This is a genomic window from Anaerofustis sp. NSJ-163 (genome assembly GCF_024135845.1).
GTDB classification, from domain to species: Bacteria; Bacillota; Clostridia; order Eubacteriales; family Anaerofustaceae; genus Anaerofustis; species Anaerofustis butyriciformans.
The window spans coordinates 364030-380678 of sequence record NZ_JAMYJV010000001.1; the positions used below are offsets into that span (position 1 = coordinate 364030).

The 16649-nt window shown below is 30.5% G+C and carries 17 protein-coding genes; 6 read left to right on the forward strand and 11 right to left on the reverse strand.

Annotated elements, in window-relative coordinates; genetic code table 11:
• Positions 1-167 precede the first annotated feature (167 nt).
• Complete coding sequence (gene pdaA / locus M6G78_RS01715; protein WP_253229439.1) at positions 168-962, forward strand: delta-lactam-biosynthetic de-N-acetylase; 795 nt, start codon at positions 168-170, stop codon at positions 960-962.
• A gap of 76 nt (positions 963-1038) precedes the next feature.
• The gene (locus tag M6G78_RS01720; protein WP_138268460.1) at positions 1039-1203 is read left to right on the forward strand and encodes a DUF1540 domain-containing protein; all 165 of its coding nucleotides are present in this window, start codon (positions 1039-1041) and stop codon (positions 1201-1203) included.
• 114 nt (positions 1204-1317) lie between these two features.
• Here M6G78_RS01720 and M6G78_RS01725 read toward each other — a convergent pair whose 3' ends face one another.
• Positions 1318-1767 (reverse strand): TM2 domain-containing protein, encoded by a 450-nt coding sequence (locus M6G78_RS01725; RefSeq protein ID WP_253229440.1) that lies wholly within the window; start codon positions 1765-1767, stop codon positions 1318-1320.
• A 181-nt stretch (positions 1768-1948) separates the two neighbouring features.
• Here M6G78_RS01725 and M6G78_RS10330 point away from each other — a divergent pair, with 181 nt between their 5' ends.
• Positions 1949-2305: a DUF2752 domain-containing protein gene (locus M6G78_RS10330; protein WP_371922818.1), complete on the forward strand. Its 357-nt coding sequence runs from the start codon at positions 1949-1951 to the stop codon at positions 2303-2305.
• Between the two features lie 194 nt (positions 2306-2499).
• Here M6G78_RS10330 and leuS read toward each other — a convergent pair whose 3' ends face one another.
• Positions 2500-4905 (reverse strand): leucine--tRNA ligase, encoded by a 2406-nt coding sequence (leuS, locus tag M6G78_RS01730; protein ID WP_253229441.1) that lies wholly within the window; start codon positions 4903-4905, stop codon positions 2500-2502.
• 286 nt (positions 4906-5191) lie between these two features.
• On the opposite strand from leuS, the gene M6G78_RS01735 reads away from it, so the two are divergent.
• On the forward strand, positions 5192-5605 hold the full coding sequence (locus M6G78_RS01735; protein ID WP_253229442.1) for a hypothetical protein: 414 nt from the start codon (positions 5192-5194) through the stop codon (positions 5603-5605).
• Between the two features lie 23 nt (positions 5606-5628).
• Here the strand turns inward: M6G78_RS01735 and M6G78_RS01740 are convergent, their stop codons facing one another.
• Complete coding sequence (locus M6G78_RS01740; protein ID WP_138268465.1) at positions 5629-6390, reverse strand: phosphatase; 762 nt, start codon at positions 6388-6390, stop codon at positions 5629-5631.
• A gap of 194 nt (positions 6391-6584) precedes the next feature.
• Between M6G78_RS01740 and M6G78_RS01745 the strand changes: the two genes are divergently transcribed.
• Positions 6585-6809 (forward strand): PspC domain-containing protein, encoded by a 225-nt coding sequence (locus tag M6G78_RS01745; protein WP_138268466.1) that lies wholly within the window; start codon positions 6585-6587, stop codon positions 6807-6809.
• Positions 6810-6823: 14 nt separating this feature from the next.
• A complete protein-coding gene (locus M6G78_RS01750) occupies positions 6824-7045 on the forward strand; it encodes a PspC domain-containing protein (RefSeq protein ID WP_253229443.1) in 222 nt (73 codons plus the stop codon).
• A 105-nt stretch (positions 7046-7150) separates the two neighbouring features.
• Here the strand turns inward: M6G78_RS01750 and ftsZ are convergent, their stop codons facing one another.
• The 8 genes from ftsZ to murF all read right to left on the reverse strand — a co-directional run bounded on the left by ftsZ (position 7151) and on the right by murF (position 16632).
• Entirely contained in the window at positions 7151-8266 is a 1116-nt protein-coding gene (ftsZ, locus tag M6G78_RS01755; RefSeq protein ID WP_138268468.1) for a cell division protein FtsZ, read from the reverse strand.
• Between the two features lie 107 nt (positions 8267-8373).
• Positions 8374-9153, reverse strand: coding sequence for a cell division protein FtsQ/DivIB (locus tag M6G78_RS01760; RefSeq protein WP_253229444.1), 780 nt, complete (start codon positions 9151-9153; stop codon positions 8374-8376).
• 2 nt (positions 9154-9155) lie between these two features.
• Positions 9156-10412, reverse strand: coding sequence for a UDP-N-acetylglucosamine 1-carboxyvinyltransferase (gene murA / locus M6G78_RS01765; protein ID WP_253229445.1), 1257 nt, complete (start codon positions 10410-10412; stop codon positions 9156-9158).
• A gap of 83 nt (positions 10413-10495) precedes the next feature.
• Positions 10496-11614, reverse strand: coding sequence for an undecaprenyldiphospho-muramoylpentapeptide beta-N-acetylglucosaminyltransferase (murG, locus tag M6G78_RS01770; RefSeq protein ID WP_253229446.1), 1119 nt, complete (start codon positions 11612-11614; stop codon positions 10496-10498).
• A 148-nt stretch (positions 11615-11762) separates the two neighbouring features.
• Positions 11763-12863, reverse strand: a complete 1101-nt coding sequence (gene ftsW, locus M6G78_RS01775) for a putative lipid II flippase FtsW (protein ID WP_253229447.1) — start codon at positions 12861-12863, stop codon at positions 11763-11765.
• A gap of 4 nt (positions 12864-12867) precedes the next feature.
• Positions 12868-14244 carry a UDP-N-acetylmuramoyl-L-alanine--D-glutamate ligase gene (gene murD, locus M6G78_RS01780; protein ID WP_253229448.1) on the reverse strand — a complete coding sequence of 459 codons (1377 nt, stop codon included), beginning with the start codon at positions 14242-14244 and terminating at the stop codon, positions 12868-12870.
• Positions 14245-14254: 10 nt separating this feature from the next.
• On the reverse strand, positions 14255-15259 hold the full coding sequence (mraY, locus tag M6G78_RS01785; RefSeq protein ID WP_253229449.1) for a phospho-N-acetylmuramoyl-pentapeptide-transferase: 1005 nt from the start codon (positions 15257-15259) through the stop codon (positions 14255-14257).
• Complete coding sequence (gene murF / locus M6G78_RS01790; protein ID WP_253229450.1) at positions 15259-16632, reverse strand: UDP-N-acetylmuramoyl-tripeptide--D-alanyl-D-alanine ligase; 1374 nt, start codon at positions 16630-16632, stop codon at positions 15259-15261. Before murF ends, mraY begins: the two co-directional genes overlap by 1 nt.
• Positions 16633-16649: the final 17 nt, after the last annotated feature.

The following is a 16649-nucleotide window of genomic DNA, read 5'->3' on the forward strand; positions in this document are numbered from 1 at the left end:
AAATTAATGTTTCCAAATTTTATATAATATATTTTTACCCTTTGAAATTGATATTGTTTTGTTTTAGGGAAAAAAGCACCGCAAGGTGTTTTTTTCTTTTTATAAACAAATACTATAATTAATCATAAAAATTAACTTTCTAAATATAATTTATTAGGAGGCTTTTTATGATTAATTTAAACGGTAAAAAAATAAAAATGTTTTTTTCTATTTTAATATTCATTATTTTTTTAACTACAATATTTATCCTTTTTTTACATAATATCAATGCCGGTATTGATAAAACTCAGTGGGGACTTGGAAATTATAAAGAAAATAAACAACCTGTAGGAAATGCAGATAAGGAAACATTAAAAAAATATAATGCGTACTATGTGGGAGATGAAAATCAAAAAGTTATTTATCTTACATTTGATGCAGGTTATGAAAATGGATATACATCTAAAATACTCGACACCTTAAAAGAAGAAAAAGTCCCTGCCGCCTTTTTTCTGGTAGGTAATTACATAGAAAAAAATCCCGATTTGGTAAAAAGAATGATTAATGAAGGTCATATAGTAGGAAATCATACATATTCACACAAAGATTTAAGATATGTAAGTGACGAAGAATTCAAAAAACAACTTACAGATTTGGAAGATTTATACAAAAAAACAACAGGTAAAGAATTAAAAAAATATTTAAGGCCTCCGGAAGGAACGTTCAACGAGCATACTCTTTCTATTGCAAACAGCATGGGATATAAAACAATTTTTTGGTCACTTGCATATGTTGACTGGAACAATAACGAACAAAAAAGTTTTAGCAGTGTATTTGAAAAAATAATGCCTAGAATGCATAACGGATGTGTAATGCTTTTACATTCAACATCAAAAACAAACAGCTTAGTTTTAAAGGATTTAATTACAACACTTAAAAAGGAAGGATATACCTTTAAAAGTTTAGATGATTTAACAAAATAAAATAATATTTTTATTTTTTCTTCACATACTAAATACGTAACCAAAAGTTACGATTTTAAAATATAGGAGGAAAAACATGAATAAAAATACTTCAATCGAATGCGATGTTAAAAGCTGCGAATATAACTGTAATGATTGTAACTATTGTTCTCTTGATTCAATCAAGGTAGGTACACATGAATCACATCCAACACAATGTGACTGTACTGATTGTCTTTCATTTAAATTAAAAGCCAAATAGGAAACCCTCCCTAATTATATTACCTCTCAAACTTAATATTATATGGTATAAAAAATTTATATCATACAAAAAAGGAAGAATGATTATTCTTCCTTTTTTAATTAATGTTTATTTTTATTGTTCGTCAACATCTATAATATTATCATTTTGGTTATCTTGATTATATTGGTTGTATTGATTATATTGATTATTATAATTTGTTTGACCATAAGGATTAGATTGTATCATATTTATAGCATTCATTAATTTCAATACATTCTTTTCTTTTGTATTTCCCATAATCATAAACCAATCTATTATAGTCCAGATACCACATCCACCAGCTGTAAGAAGTTTCAATACACCAAGTCCAACTTCACCAAGCATCATTCTATCAACACCAAAACCACCAACGAATAAAGAAACAACCAACATTACAACAGGTGATTTAAACTGCATTGTTGATAGTTGAACAAAACATTCATCAGGAAGCGCTTGCAACCTTTCTCTTATTAACATCATATTTTCTTCAGGAAAATATTCAGCATTTGACATTAAAAACATATCTACTTTATTTTGTTCCATAATTTTCTCCTCTCATTCTACATGTATATCGTAATTTAAGTATATAATGGTTAAAGGTTTTATGTCAATAAAAACCTTTATTATTTAGTTTTTCTTAGGAAATGGAAAAGGATAGTTTGACTAAAAAAATGTTTTATATTATATTAAAATAAAAAAGAAAGTATATTAAATTATATTATCTATGAAAAAGAAAAATATCAAAAAATACATTTTAATTTTAATAGTAATAGCCTTATACGCTTTTATTATAAATATAACAAAAATAAACTGTCCTATACGATATATTCTAGGACTACCTTGCCCTTTTTGCGGGACAACAAGAGCGTTAATTTCTTTTTTGAATGGTAATATAAAACAAGCTTTTTATTATCATCCTTTGTTTATATTATCTATTCCCTTTTTAATTTTACTTATTACTTCTAACGAAAAGTATTTTTTTAAAATGAATAGAAAAACCAGAACTTGCATTCTTTCTTTTATTGCTATTTTATATATTGCTATATATATTATAAGAATGATATTTTTTTATATTCCTTAATAAAATATTACAAATATTAAGAATTAATTAACTTTATGTTTTTTTGATGTTTATAAGAAAATATTGTGATATAATAATAAAAAATTTTATTACATACTTTTCAAATAGGGAATAAAAGAGAGTCTTACATTTTTGTAAGACTCTCTTTTTTTTCACAAAAAAAGGCTGTGATTAAAACCACAACCTTTTTTTATTTATTTTATAACAATATTGTAAATTCTACCTTTTACATAAATTTCCTTAACGATTTTCTTACCTTCAGGAATATTTTGTACAGCTTTTTGAGCATGTACTGCTTCTTTAACTTCTTCTTCAGAAGCATTTCTGTCTACAACTACTTTACCTTTAAATTTACCATTAATTTGAATTGGAATTTCAATTTCATCGGCAATTGTTTTTTCTTCATCATATTCAGGCCAAGAAGCTTGATGTAAATATCCTTCAAATCCTGCTCTTTGCCATAATTCTTCTGTTAGATGAGGAGCAACAGGGTTAAGTAAAATAAGGAATGTTCTAAATTCTGCTTTATTTATTTTTCCTTTGTCATAAACTTCGTTTGTAAGTTTCATAAGTTGAGCTATTGCAGTGTTAAATTTAAGAGTTTCATAATCTTCACTTACTTTCTTAATTGTTTGATGCATTAAAGTAGTAAGTTCTTTAGAATATTCTTCTCCATCAACCACTAAATCTTCCATTTTAGCAACTCTGTCTAAAAATCTCTTACAACCTTTAACTCCGTTTTCACTCCATGGAGCAACTTTTTCAAAGTCCCCTATAAACATTTCATATGTTCTTAAAGTATCAGCACCGAATTCGTCTACAACTTCATCAGGGTTAACTACATTACCTTTTGATTTAGACATCTTTTCATGATTTTCACCTAAAATCATACCATGACTTGTTCTCTTTTGATAAGGTTCTTTTGTATTTACAACTTCAATATCATATAAGAATTTATGCCAGAAACGAGAATATAACAAGTGAAGTGTAGTATGTTCCATACCACCATTATACCAATCTACATTCATCCAATATTTAATAGCTTCTTCGCTTGCAAGAGCTTCATCATTATCAGGATCTGTATATCTTAAATAATACCAGCTTGAACCGGCCCATTGAGGCATTGTGTCAGTTTCTCTTTCAGCATCAGCACCACATTTAGGACATTTAACCTTATACCACTCAGGCATATTTTTAAGTGGACTTTCACCGTCATCAGTTGGTTTATAATCTTTTATATCCGGAAGTGTAAGAGGAAGTTCGCTTTCATCAAGCGGAACGAATCCACAGTGAGGACAGTTTATAATTGGAATAGGTTCTCCCCAATATCTTTGACGAGAGAATACCCAGTCACGAAGTTTGAAGTTAGTTTTTCTTCTTCCGATTCCTCTTTCTTCAACGATTTGTGTCATTTTTTCTTTTGCTTCTTTAATATCTAAACCATCAATCAATGGAGAATTTACAAGCTTACCGTCTCCTGTGTAGGCTTCTTTTTCAATATCTCCGCCGCTTACAACTTCAACGATAGGTAAATCGAATACTTTTGCAAATTCATAGTCTCTTGTATCATGAGCAGGTACAGCCATAATTGCACCTGTTCCGTATGTCATAAGTACATAATCAGAAGCAAAAACGCTTATTTCTTTTCCTGTAATAGGATTTATAGCACTTATACCTTCAAGTTTTACACCTGTTTTTTCTTTATTAAGTTCTGTTCTTTCAAAATCAGATTTCTTAGCAGCTTCTTCTTTATATTCAACTACTTTATCATAATTTGTTATTTTATCTTTTAATGTTTCGATTACAGGATGTTCAGGAGATATAACCATATATGTTGCACCGTAAATTGTATCCGGTCTTGTTGTATATACAGTTAATTTTTCATCACTGTCTTTAATTTCAAAATTAATTTCAGCACCATAACTTCTGCCAATCCAGTTCTTTTGACTTGATTTTACTCTGTCAATAAAGTCAAGATCATCTAAATCGTCAATAAGTCTGTCTGCATATTCAGTAATTTTAAGCATCCATTGATTTTTAACTTTTCTTACAACTTCTCCCCCACATCTTTCACAAACGCCGTTTACGACTTCTTCATTTGCAAGACCAACTTTACAGCTTGTACAGAAGTTTATTGGGAATTCTTTCTTATAAGCAAGTCCTTTTTTAAATAATTGCAAGAAAATCCATTGTGTCCATTTATAATATTTTGGATCTGTTGTATCAATTTCCCTTTGCCAGTCAAAAGAGTAACCAAGAGATTTTAGTTGTCTTTTGAAGTTAGCAATATTGTTTTTTGTAACAATTGCAGGATGAACACCTGTTTTGATTGCATAGTTTTCTGTTGGAAGACCAAACGCATCAAATCCCATTGGGAAAAGTACGTTATATCCTTGCATTCTCTTTTTTCTTGAAACTATATCAAGAGCAGTGTATGGTCTTGGATGACCTACGTGAAGACCTTGTCCTGATGGATAAGGGAATTCAACCAAAGCATAATATTTAGGTTTGTCAAGTCCTGTTACTGCATGGAAACATTGTTCTTTATCCCAAATATCTTGCCATTTTTTTTCTATTTCTTTAAAGTTATAATTGTCCATTTATTTCTCCTTATTTATAACTATTTCGATTTAACATTAACATTTTTATTATAGTTAATTTATGGCACTTAAGTCAACTAAAATGTAATATTTTCTGTTTAATTTATATATTAAATAAGCTTTATGAAACTAATATATGTATAAAATTTGATTAATATAAAAACTTAATTATCATTTTAGCACATGGTTTTATCCCATAAATAATTTATATACTATTGCTTAAAATAAATGCATATATAAAAACTTTTAACCATATATTTTAATATATAAATTATGGAGGTTTTGCATGAATAGAAAAAATATCATATTTATATCCGTTACCGTACTACTTGTTATAATTCTTGCAATTTTTGGGATAATGTCAGGTATGAAAAATAATAAACCGGTAGATATAACAGGAGAATATAAACTTGAAAAAGTTAATGTAGACAAAAAAGAAATCGATTATTCAAATCTAAACTTCTATTATGTTTTTAACAGTGATTATACAGGAAGCATAATCTTTGAGGATGTTAAAAGCGATTTTAAATATGAAATAAAGGAAGAAGATAAACAACTACTTTTAGTAATAAAACAAAATGAGAAAGATGTATTAACTTATGCAGTCACAAAAGAAGAAAACGGAATAACAATAACCCACGATACTCTGGGAAGTTTATATTTAAAGACCGAAGCCGTTCCGGACAGTTTGAAAAAATAAAAAAAGAAGCATATGCTTCTTTTTTATTCCAAAGTATTATTTTCGCCTTTTTGAATTTCTCCCAAAATATCAAGACCTTTTTTTCTCATAAAATAATTTTGTAAATTCTCTGCACTTGCATTTATAATAAGTTCTTCAGGGAATCCCGCTGCTTCTATTATTCCTCTTGCTCTATCTATTTTACCTACTCCAAGACAAAAATGAGCATCTGAGTTAACAGAAATAGGCACTTCATATTTTTTACATAACTTTGCTATTTCAAGGCAATTTTCTTTGCTTCCCTTTCTTGCATAAAAAGAGTTATTGTTTACTTCAACAACTTTGTCATATTCATTACATTTTGAAATAACTTTTTCATAGTCAAATTTGAACGCAGGAGAACCTAAATGTCCCAAAATATCTACTCTTGGATTTTCAAGTACTTTAAGCATTATTTCGGTAATTCTGTCAGGATCTCTTTCAAGGAAAGTTTCATTATGAATTGATGCAACTACATAATCCAAAGTATCAAGCACATGATCCGGTATATCAAGCCTTCCGTCAGGTTGAAGTATATTTGCTTCAGCACCTCTTAAAACATATACGCCTTCAAGAATTCTTGGAATAAACATTTGAAGAGATTGAAAATGCCATTGATGAGCTCCGTCTTCCATTGCAGGACCATGATCTGTATTCCCTATAGCAATATGTCCTGCTTTTTTTGCCCCTTTGCACATTTCAATAATTGTAGAATATGCATGATGAGATACGTTTGTATGTGTGTGTAAATCTGCTACAATATTCACTTTAAATCACCTAACTTTCTTTTATATATATTTTAATTATATTACCCAAACATCTTTTTTTCAATAAAATATAATGTAAAATATATATGATTATTTTCATATATATAATTTTTCTTGCTAAAAATAAAATTTAATGATATAATATTTTGCGTATAATTTAAATCAATTTAATATTAAGAAAGAAAAGGTATTATATGCGGAGTAAAAAACTTTATAAAAAGAAACATGGTTCAATGTTTTTCGGCGTATTAAACGGAATTTGTGAATATATCGGAGTTGATACAATAATATTACGTTTTATATTTATACTTTCATGTTTAATTTTTTATGGTATACCATCAATAATGTTATATATCATTTTAGCATTAATTATTCCAAGTGAAGAAAAAATAGAATATTCAAATTATGATATAAATTAATAAACGAGGAAACAATGAAAAAGAAATTATACAAAACAAGATACGGAGCAAAATTTTGTGGTGTATTAAAAGGATTCAGTGAATACCTTAATATTGATGTTACAATTTTAAGAGTTATATATGTTATGCTTACATTGCTGACAATGACGATACCATTTGTAATTTTATATTTTGTTCTTTCATGGATTATGCCGGAAAAAGACACTTCGGGATATGACGATTATGAAATAAGATAAAACACATCATATTGATGTGTTTTTTTATTTTCCTTTTTTATTTAAAATAGTTCTTCACAGGTTCTTTCTTTAATAAAAAAGACCGCATATGCGGTCTTTCTATTTTTATTCAAAATCATTTCTATCTCTTCTTGATAAAGAATCTTTTAAGAAATCAGGAATATCTCCCCAGTCATTTTTGCTTTCTTTCTTCTTTACAGGTTGTTCTTTATCATCATCTTTATCTTCTTCAACTATATCAACAAGTTGTCCATTTTTTGCTTTCATGTTGAAACCTGTTGCGATAATTGTAATTTTAACACTATCTTCTAAGCTTGGATCAATAGCCGCACCAAAGATTACGTTAGCATCAGGGTCAGCTTCTTCTCTTGCTATTTCGGCAGCTTTGTTAATTTCGAACAATGATAAGTCTTCTCCACCTGTAATATTAATGATAACGCCCGTTGCACCTTTAATACTTGTTTCTAATAGAGGAGATTTAACGGCTTCAGTAACAGCTTCTACAGCTTTATCTTCGCCTGTACCATAACCAACACCCATATGAGCCATTCCGGCATCTTTCATTATTGTCTTAACATCAGAGAAGTCTAAGTTTACGATACCTGTAATACCGATTAAGTCACAGATACCTCTAACCCCTTGTGATAATACATCATCAGCTAATTTTAAAGCATCTTTAAATGTTGTGTTTTTATCTGCTAGTGTAAGTAATTTTTCATTTGGAATAACAACTAAAGCATCAACATGTTCTCTTAATAGTCTTATACCTAAATCAGAATTTGAAGCTCTAACTTTTCCTTCAAAGGCAAATGGTCTTGTTACAACGGCAATAGTTAAAATACCAAGATCTTTTGCAATTTTTGCAATTACATGGCTTGCTCCTGTACCTGTACCACCACCCATTCCTGCTGTGATGAATAAAAGGTCTGCTCCTTCTACGATTTTCTTTAAATCATCTGTGCTTTCTTCTGCAGATTCTTGTCCAACTTGAGGGTTAGCGCCTGCACCAAGTCCACCTGTTGTTCTTTCTCCGATTTGAACTTTATTTTCACTTAAAGATTCACTCAAGGCTTGTGCATCAGTATTAACTGCAACAAATCTTACGCCTTGAAGTCCTCCTTCTATCATTCTATTTACAGCGTTGTTTCCACCTCCGCCAACGCCGATTACTCTTATATCAGCAAAATTACCCATATGTATATCTTCCATTTCGTATGGCATAATAACTCCTCCTAAACATAGTAAACTAATTATATTCTATTTTAATATTATTTTTAAATATATGCAATACTTTTTTGTTATTTTTACTACATATCTGACACCATATTTTATATTTTACTATATATTGGATTTACCCCTTCAATAAGCTCTACTTTCTGCTTCATATCCATGTTTTGTATAAAATATTTTACAAAATCTTCATGATATGAAAATGCTGTATAGTTTGCAAACTGAAGAACGCTTCCGTTTGTAAAATATAAATTATATTCTCCGTCTTTATTTACATAAAACTGAGAAACATTTTTTAACAGATCATTTTCTTTTAAAAATTCAAATACTTGTTTCAAAGTTTGAATTTTCACATCATCCATATCAAATAAATTTGTTCCTTCTTCTATATCTTTAACTTCTATACCGGTTACAATCGGAACATCATACCTCACTAAAGTATTTGAAGAAGATATAACTTTTCCATCTTCATCTACATCATAATATGTTTTACTTTGTTGTAGAATGAAAAAAGGAGATCTTTCCTCTATGTCTATAACAATAGTATTAGGATATTTTCTGTGAATATTTGCCTTTTTTACAACTGTAATTTGCTCTATTGCTTCCTCTGCTTTTGATGCGGAAAAAGAGTATATATTCTCTCCTTCCAAAATACCGCTTCTGGCAATAATCTCCTCTTTGGTAGCTATTTGATTATTTTCAACTTCAATACTTTCTATATTAAATAAATCCGATGTAGTTATAAAAATAGCCCCTGTTACAACAATTAAAAGTACGAAAATAATAAGAAGTGATTTAGAATTAAAAAACCTGCTTCTTCTTTTTCTTCTTTTTTTTCTTGGTCTGTAAGTTTTAGCTTCATAATAGCTTCTGTTCATAACTACACCTTAACTTTTTTTATTTTCCCTCCAAGAGAGTTTATTATATTATCTATATTTTCGTAACCTCTTTTTATATGATGTATATCACTTACTATACTTTTTCCCTCTGCCGCCAAAGCAGCAATAATAAGACTCGCTCCGCCTCTTAAATCAGGAGCATATACCTGTGCGCCGTAAAGTTTATCTACGCCTTCAACAACAAGTGTACTTCCCTTTACATTCATTTTTGCCCCCATTCTTATAAGTTCCAAAGTATATTTAAATCTATTTTCAAATATCGTTTCGTTAATTATACTTACCCCATTCGCAATTGATAGCATTGCTCCCATTTGAGACTGCATATCCGTAGGGAAACCTGGATAAGGAAGAGTAATAAGAGATTTTAAAGGCTTAATATTATCACTGCCTCTTACCAAAATACCGTCACTGTAAATTTTAAAATTTTCACCTGTTTCAAGAAGTTTGTAATAAACAGCTTTCATAGTATCAAGCTTTGCATTTTTTATAAAGAAACTTGAAGAGGTCATATTTGCAAGACACATAAACGTCCCACATACTATTCTGTCACTCATTATTGTATATTCGGTATTTTTTAAGCTTCTAACCCCTTCTATATATACGGTATTTCCTCCTGCACCGTAAACTCTCGCTCCCATACTGTTTAAGAAATTTTGTAAATCAATTATCTCTGGTTCTTTTGCAGGGTTTCCTATTGCCGTAACACCTTCTGCCAAAACAGAAGCAAGAATAATATTTTCCGTTACGCCGACACTTGGAAAATCAAGCTGAATATTCCTGCCTTTAATTTTTTCACCCTTTAATGTGATTACGCCATTTTCCTCTATCATTACACACCCAAGTTGTTTTAAAGCCTTAATATGTAAATCTATGGGTCTAAGTCCTATATCACATCCGCCGGGCATAGAAAAACTACATTCCCTTTCAAGAGACAATACAGCTCCCATTAAAATAAGAGAAGAGCGCATTTTCCTTAAAAGTTTATCATTTAATTTTACTTTATTTATATCTTTAGAATTAACAATTACACTATGACCTTTCTTTTCGACATAACAGCCTAAATCCTTAAGCATTTCAATCATAGTATTTACATCTTCTATATCGGGAACATTATGAATAATACTTTCCGATTTATTTAAAACCGATGCTGCCAAAATAGGTAAAGCAGCATTTTTGCATCCCTGTAAATCAATCTCACCGCTTAATCTTTTTCCGCCTTCAATAACGAAACTTTCCATAAACTACCTCCAAAGCCATTTAGTTTATAATATTCATATTATTTTATTATTGTGAATACATAGCTTTGAAGGTTATATAATTTTTATTTGTTTTTAGTAAGCTTTTCCACTTCGTCCACAATACGTTCTGCACTGTCTTTTATTGATAGAAGTTTTGACATATAACTCATTTGTTTAAAATAACTTTCGTTACATATAATCTTCTTAACTTCATCAATAAGTCTGTCCCCGTTTAATTCATCATCAAGTATCATAATACCCGCTCCGGCACTTTCTACCTCTTCAGCATTTTTTCTTTGATGATCATCGGCAGCCAACGGATAAGGAATATATATTCCCGCTAATCCCACATATGTAATTTCCGCAATAGCACCTGCTCCGCTTCTTGCTATAACAAGATCAGCAGCATTTAAAAGTACAGGCATATCATAAACATAGTCTTTTATTTCAACGTTATGAATTTCTCCGAAATTCAATCCTCTTTTCTTTGCATTTTCAAGGAAATCTTCATATCCGTTTTTACCGGTTACATGACAAATATAGATATCATCATCATTTTTATATTCATCAATTAAAGAAAGCATGGCATCATTTAAATTTTTAGCACCAAGGCTTCCCCCGAAACATACTATAACTTTTTTATCAGAATCTATTCCCAAAGTCTTTCTTGCAATTTCTCTGTTATATAACCCAAACTCTCTTCTTACTGGATTACCTGTATATACAACCCTTTCAGGATGTTTTACATATTCTTTTGTATTTTCAAAACTTGAACATACGATGTCTGCCCATTTTGAAAGTGTTCTTGTAGTAAATCCGGGAACTGCATTTTGTTCATGTATAAGAGTAGGTTTACCTTTTAAAGCTCCTGCCAGCACAACAGGACCGGAAACAAACCCTCCGGTACCTATAACAATATCAGGATTAAAACTATTTACAAGCTTTCTTGCGTCGTTATAGCCTCTAAACATTTTGAAAAATACAGATAATTTTTTTAATTTAGAATAGTATCTTTCAAAACCGTATATTCTTATGTTATTAAGTTCATAACCTGCCTTTGGAACTATATCAGCTTCCATACAGTCATTTCTTCCAGCAAAAACAATTTCAGCATCAGGATATTCATATTTTATCTGATTTGCTATGGCAACAGCAGGATAAATATGTCCGCCTGTTCCACCGCCTGCAATTAAAATTTTCATTTCTTTTCCTCTCTATAAGAACAATATTATATAACTCTTAATTATTTTTTGATAAATTTAAAATTAAAAAACTATTAAATAACTTTATTTTATAAAAGGATTAATTTTAACATTAATCCTTTTATAAAAATTATTTTCCATAATTTACTTATATACGGCAGTGTTTTGATATATTAAGAACTACCCCCATACCGCACATCAGAGAAATAAGTGAGGAAGCACCCGCACTTACAAAAGGAAGAGGCATACCTGTTACAGGTAAAAGCGCTGTTGCAACACCGATATTGATAAATACCTGCATTCCAAGCAACCCTGCCATTCCCCCACTAAATAACATTGAGAAAGAATCCGGAGCATTTAAAGCTATAACGATACATCTCCATATTAAAAATAAATATACCGCAATAAGTATTATTCCACAAATAAGCCCCATTTCTTCTCCTATATGAGCAAAAATAAAGTCATTTTGAGGTTCCGGCATAAAAAGAAGTTTTGCTTTTCCTTCTCCAAATCCTCTACCAAGTAAACCTCCAGAACCAAGAGCCATTAAAGATTGACAAATCTGCCAACCAGAACCTTGTATATCTTCCCATGGATCTAAGAAAGTAAGCATTCTGGTAATTCTCCAAGGAGTAGTTATAATCATGAATATAATACCCGAAACACCCAGTCCGGCAATTGGAATAAACCATTTTAAATTCATTCCACCGATTATTAACATACCTACAATAAGTGCACCAATAATCGTTGCAGTACTAAGGTTAGGCTCCAAAGCAATAAGTCCGCATACAATCATTGCAAGACCTATATAAGGTAAAATTCCGTATTTAAAAGTTCCTATAAGTTCTTTTTTCTTTTCAATCGAATAAGACAAATATAAAATAAGTGCAACCTTTGTAAATTCACTTGGTTGAATCGTACCGATTTTTATATCAATCCATCTTTTTGCACCATTAACATCAACACCTATAAACAAAACCAAAATAAGAAGTAATATTGCACCTATCATTACTATTGGCGCAAAATGTTTTACCACTTTATAATCTATATTTGAAATGGTAATCATAAGAAAGGTTCCTATGATGGCAAATATAAGCTGCTTTGTAAAATAGGAAAAAGGACTTCCTTCAAGACCCGAATTATACATACTTGCAGAAAAAATAGATATTATACCAAAAACAGTTAAACCTATTACTGTAAGAAGAAGCCAATAATCCATTGTCCCTTTTCTTTTTCTTACTTCTCTCATATAATTATCCTTTCAGTTTGTTTACGTATTCTTTAAATACTCTTCCCCTTTGCTCATAATCATCAAACATATCAAAACTTGAAGTCGCAGGAGAAAGAAGAACGCATTCCCCTTCATTTGCAAGTTTTGTAGCTTCTTCACAAGCTTTAATAAAATCATCTTCTACAACAACATAATTTTTATATCCGTATTTATCAAATGTATCCTTTATTTTGTTTTTTACAACTCCATAAAGAACACTACATTTAATATTATCATTAAGGTTTTGTGCCAAATCGTCGAAAGGTGTCTGTTTGTCATACCCTCCAAGCATTAAAACCGTTTTTTTCTTCATTGCCTTTATTGCCGTTACGGTCGCATCTACATTTGTGCCTTTAGAATCGTTTATATATTCTATTCCGTCAACCGTATCAACATATTCAATTCTATGTTCAACACTTTTGAAATTTTCTAAAGTATTAACAAGATTTTCTTTTTTTACGCCTTTTACAATTCCTGCCAAAGATGCACACATAACATTCATTACATTGTGAAGTCCATATAATTTAAGCTTATTTATGTTTATAAGTTCAAAAACTTCGCCTTTAAAGTTAATCATTATATTTTCGTTTTCCAAATATGCGTTTGCATCTTTATCGTCTTTTGTAGTAAAAGTCAAAACATTGCTTTTAGCTTTTTTGCTAAGTTCCATTACAACATTATCTTCTTTATTTACGATAAGATAATCATTTTCGTCTTGATTTAAAAATACGTTTCCTTTAACTCTGACATATTCTTCAAAGCTTCCGTGTCTTTCCAAATGATCAGGAGTAATATTTGTAATTATAGCAACATTAGGTTTAAACTTATCTGTCATTTCAAGTTGATATGAACTTATTTCAAGAGAATAAACGCTGTTTTCATCTCCCTTTGCCGCATCGTTAATAAATGCATCTCCGATATTTCCGTTTACATATGTTTCATACCCGGCATTTTTAAATATTTCACCAACAAGTGTAGTAGTTGTTGTCTTACCGTTTGTACCTGTTATTGCAACTTTATAACCTTTGCAAAAGCTGTTTGCAAATTCAAATTCACTGTAAAAAGGAATATTATTTTTCTTTGCTGTAACAATAGGAAAAGCCTTTGGAGGAACAGATGGTGAAACTATAACCATTTCACACTCTTTTATTTCCTCTTCACTTGGTTGTCTTCCAAGAATAAATTTAATATTTTCATCATCAACCAAAGTGTCTATTCCAAATCCAAGCTTTGCTATATCTTCATATTCTTTTGTATCTGTTAAATATACTTTCTTATTTTGAGATGAAAGAAATCTTGAAACGGAAACACCGCTTCTGCCTCCACCTACAACCATATATATTCCATTTTTTAATTCCATTTTTTTCTCCTTAACCAAACATAATTGGAAGTGACAGCAATGATATTAAAACAAGTACTGCCGTAGTAATCCAAAAACAAGTTACTATTTTTGTTTCATGATGTCCCAAAAGTTCAAAATGGTGATGTATAGGTGCCATTTTGAAAAGTCTTTTACCGCCTGTTTTCTTAAAATAGAAAACTTGTAATATAACCGATAATGCTTCTATAAGATATATTCCTCCTGCGATTAAAATGTAAAGTTCTGATCTTGTAAAAATAGAAACTATTACAACCGCACCGCCAAGAGCCATTGAACCTGTATCTCCCATAAAAATCGAAGCAGGGTGAGCATTATAGCATAAAAAGCCAAGGCATGCTCCTATTACGCTGGCAGTAAATATATTCATAGAAGTAAATCCGTTTGCAAGAGAAAATACCAAGAAAAAGAATAATATTATCATGGTAACTCCGCATGCAAGTCCGTCTAATCCGTCTGTCAAATTCGCCGCATTAACGACAGCAACTATTGCTATAATAACAAACGGAATATAAAATATACCCATATTCCATACAATATTGGTAAAAGGTATTACAATACTTGTTCCTATTGTTGGATGAAATGCTGCATAAACTGCAACAGCACCCGCAGCCGAAAATTGTAAAAGCAATTTCTGTATTGGAAGCATTCCAAGATATGGAACAAGAACTCCACCCTCAGAATTTAATCTGTTTTTTTGAACCATTTTTATATAATCATCCAAAAAGCCTATAAGACCGAAAATCAATGTTACAAATAAAGCAAATATCAAATCTCCGTCAGCTTTTGTAAAAAATAATGCACATGTAACTAAAATACCAAGCATCATTACAAGTCCGCCCATTGTAGGAGTACCTGCCTTTTTATAATGACTCTTAGGACCAAGCTCCCTTATCGTCTGCCCCATTTTTAGTCTTTGTAAAAAAGGAATAAATTTAGGTGTTAATAATACTACTATTGCAAATGAAATCAGAGTTGAAAGAATTACATATATCATTATAAATTACCTCCCCTTTTTAGGCTAGCGATTACATCTTCAAAAGCCATTCCTCTCGATGCTTTAAATAAAATATAATCTCCTTTAAGTGTTAACTTTTCAATTTGCTTCATTAAGTCTTCTTTTGAATCAAAATGTTTTATATTATTTCTGTCAAAACCGTAATAAACGGCGCCCTCTCCTATTTGCCTGCTATGTTCTCCCGCAGTAATAAGAAAGTCAACTTCGTTTTTTACTATATCTTTTCCACATTCAAAGTGTAGTTTTTCACTTTTTTCTCCAAGTTCAAACATATCTCCGAGAACCGCTACTTTTCTATTATTGCCACTTATGTTCTTAAGTAAACCAAGCGCCTCTCTTAAAGCATCAGGGTTTGAATTATAGGTATCATTTATAAGAGTCATTCCATCATAATCTTCTATATCCATTCTGTTTTTACTTGCTTTAAAACTTTCAAGTCCTTTTTGTATCTGCTCATAAGTAAGTCCAAAAGCAAATCCTGTATATATTGCTACAAGTCCGTTATAAACGCTGTATTTTGCAGGAGTTTTCAATTTAAAAGAATATTCTTTATCGTTATATTTAACTTCAAAACTCACACCGCTTTTATCATAAACAATATCGTAAGCTTTAAAATCTCCGTTTTCTATTCCTATTTTTACAATATTGAATTCATTGTTTTTATAATCTTTAAAGAACTCATTATCTGCGTTTACAACAAGAGTACCGCCTTTTTTAAGTCCTTTTGTAATTTCCATTTTTGCTTTAAAAATATTCTCTTTGCTTCCCAAATTTTCAATATGGGTTACACCTACATTTGTTATTATTCCAAAATCAGGTTCAACAAGTAAGCTTATTTTTTCAATTTCACCTTTATGGTTCATTCCCATTTCAACAACTGCAATCTCATGTTCTTTATTTAAGTTAAATAAAGTAAGAGGAGCACCCGTTGTGCTGTTATAATTGCCTATTGTTTTCATGGTATTATACTTACTTGATAAAACACTGGCAACCATATCTTTTGTGGTTGTCTTACCGGCACTTCCCGTTAAAGCTATAAATGGAATCTTAAATTCACTTTTATAACTTTTTGCCATATCATAAAGAGCCTTTAGAGTATCTTCAACCTTAATTTGATAACAGTCTGCGTCTTCAACAAGTTTAGTAACGACACAACAGCAAGCTTTATTCTCGACTGCTTTTTTAACGAAATCATGTCCGTCAAATGCAGTTCCGGGAAGTGCAAAGAATACACTTCCCTCTTTTGCAAGCCTGCTGTCTATTACCACATCGGTTATTATTTTATTATTACCCTCTTTAATAATTTTGCCGTCAAGCATTTTTTCTAATTTTAATATATCAATACTATGCATTTTCTACCTCAAACTTC

Bases quoted from the DNA above. Each gene is read 5' to 3' on its own strand.
- pdaA (WP_253229439.1), top strand. From the start codon at position 168: ATGATTAATTTAAACGGTAAAAAAATAAAAATGTTTTTTTCTATTTTA.
- M6G78_RS01720 (WP_138268460.1), top strand. From the start codon at position 1,039: ATGAATAAAAATACTTCAATCGAATGCGATGTTAAAAGCTGCGAATAT.
- M6G78_RS01725 (WP_253229440.1), bottom strand. From the start codon at position 1,767: ATGGAACAAAATAAAGTAGATATGTTTTTAATGTCAAATGCTGAATAT.
- M6G78_RS10330 (WP_371922818.1), top strand. From the start codon at position 1,949: ATGAAAAAGAAAAATATCAAAAAATACATTTTAATTTTAATAGTAATA.
- leuS (WP_253229441.1), bottom strand. From the start codon at position 4,905: ATGGACAATTATAACTTTAAAGAAATAGAAAAAAAATGGCAAGATATT.
- M6G78_RS01735 (WP_253229442.1), top strand. From the start codon at position 5,192: ATGAATAGAAAAAATATCATATTTATATCCGTTACCGTACTACTTGTT.
- M6G78_RS01745 (WP_138268466.1), top strand. From the start codon at position 6,585: ATGCGGAGTAAAAAACTTTATAAAAAGAAACATGGTTCAATGTTTTTC.
- M6G78_RS01750 (WP_253229443.1), top strand. From the start codon at position 6,824: ATGAAAAAGAAATTATACAAAACAAGATACGGAGCAAAATTTTGTGGT.
- ftsZ (WP_138268468.1), bottom strand. From the start codon at position 8,266: ATGCCATACGAAATGGAAGATATACATATGGGTAATTTTGCTGATATA.
- M6G78_RS01760 (WP_253229444.1), bottom strand. From the start codon at position 9,153: ATGAACAGAAGCTATTATGAAGCTAAAACTTACAGACCAAGAAAAAAA.
- murA (WP_253229445.1), bottom strand. From the start codon at position 10,412: ATGGAAAGTTTCGTTATTGAAGGCGGAAAAAGATTAAGCGGTGAGATT.
- murG (WP_253229446.1), bottom strand. From the start codon at position 11,614: ATGAAAATTTTAATTGCAGGCGGTGGAACAGGCGGACATATTTATCCT.
- ftsW (WP_253229447.1), bottom strand. From the start codon at position 12,863: ATGAGAGAAGTAAGAAAAAGAAAAGGGACAATGGATTATTGGCTTCTT.
- murD (WP_253229448.1), bottom strand. From the start codon at position 14,244: ATGGAATTAAAAAATGGAATATATATGGTTGTAGGTGGAGGCAGAAGC.
- mraY (WP_253229449.1), bottom strand. From the start codon at position 15,259: ATGATATATGTAATTCTTTCAACTCTGATTTCATTTGCAATAGTAGTA.
- murF (WP_253229450.1), bottom strand. From the start codon at position 16,632: ATGCATAGTATTGATATATTAAAATTAGAAAAAATGCTTGACGGCAAA.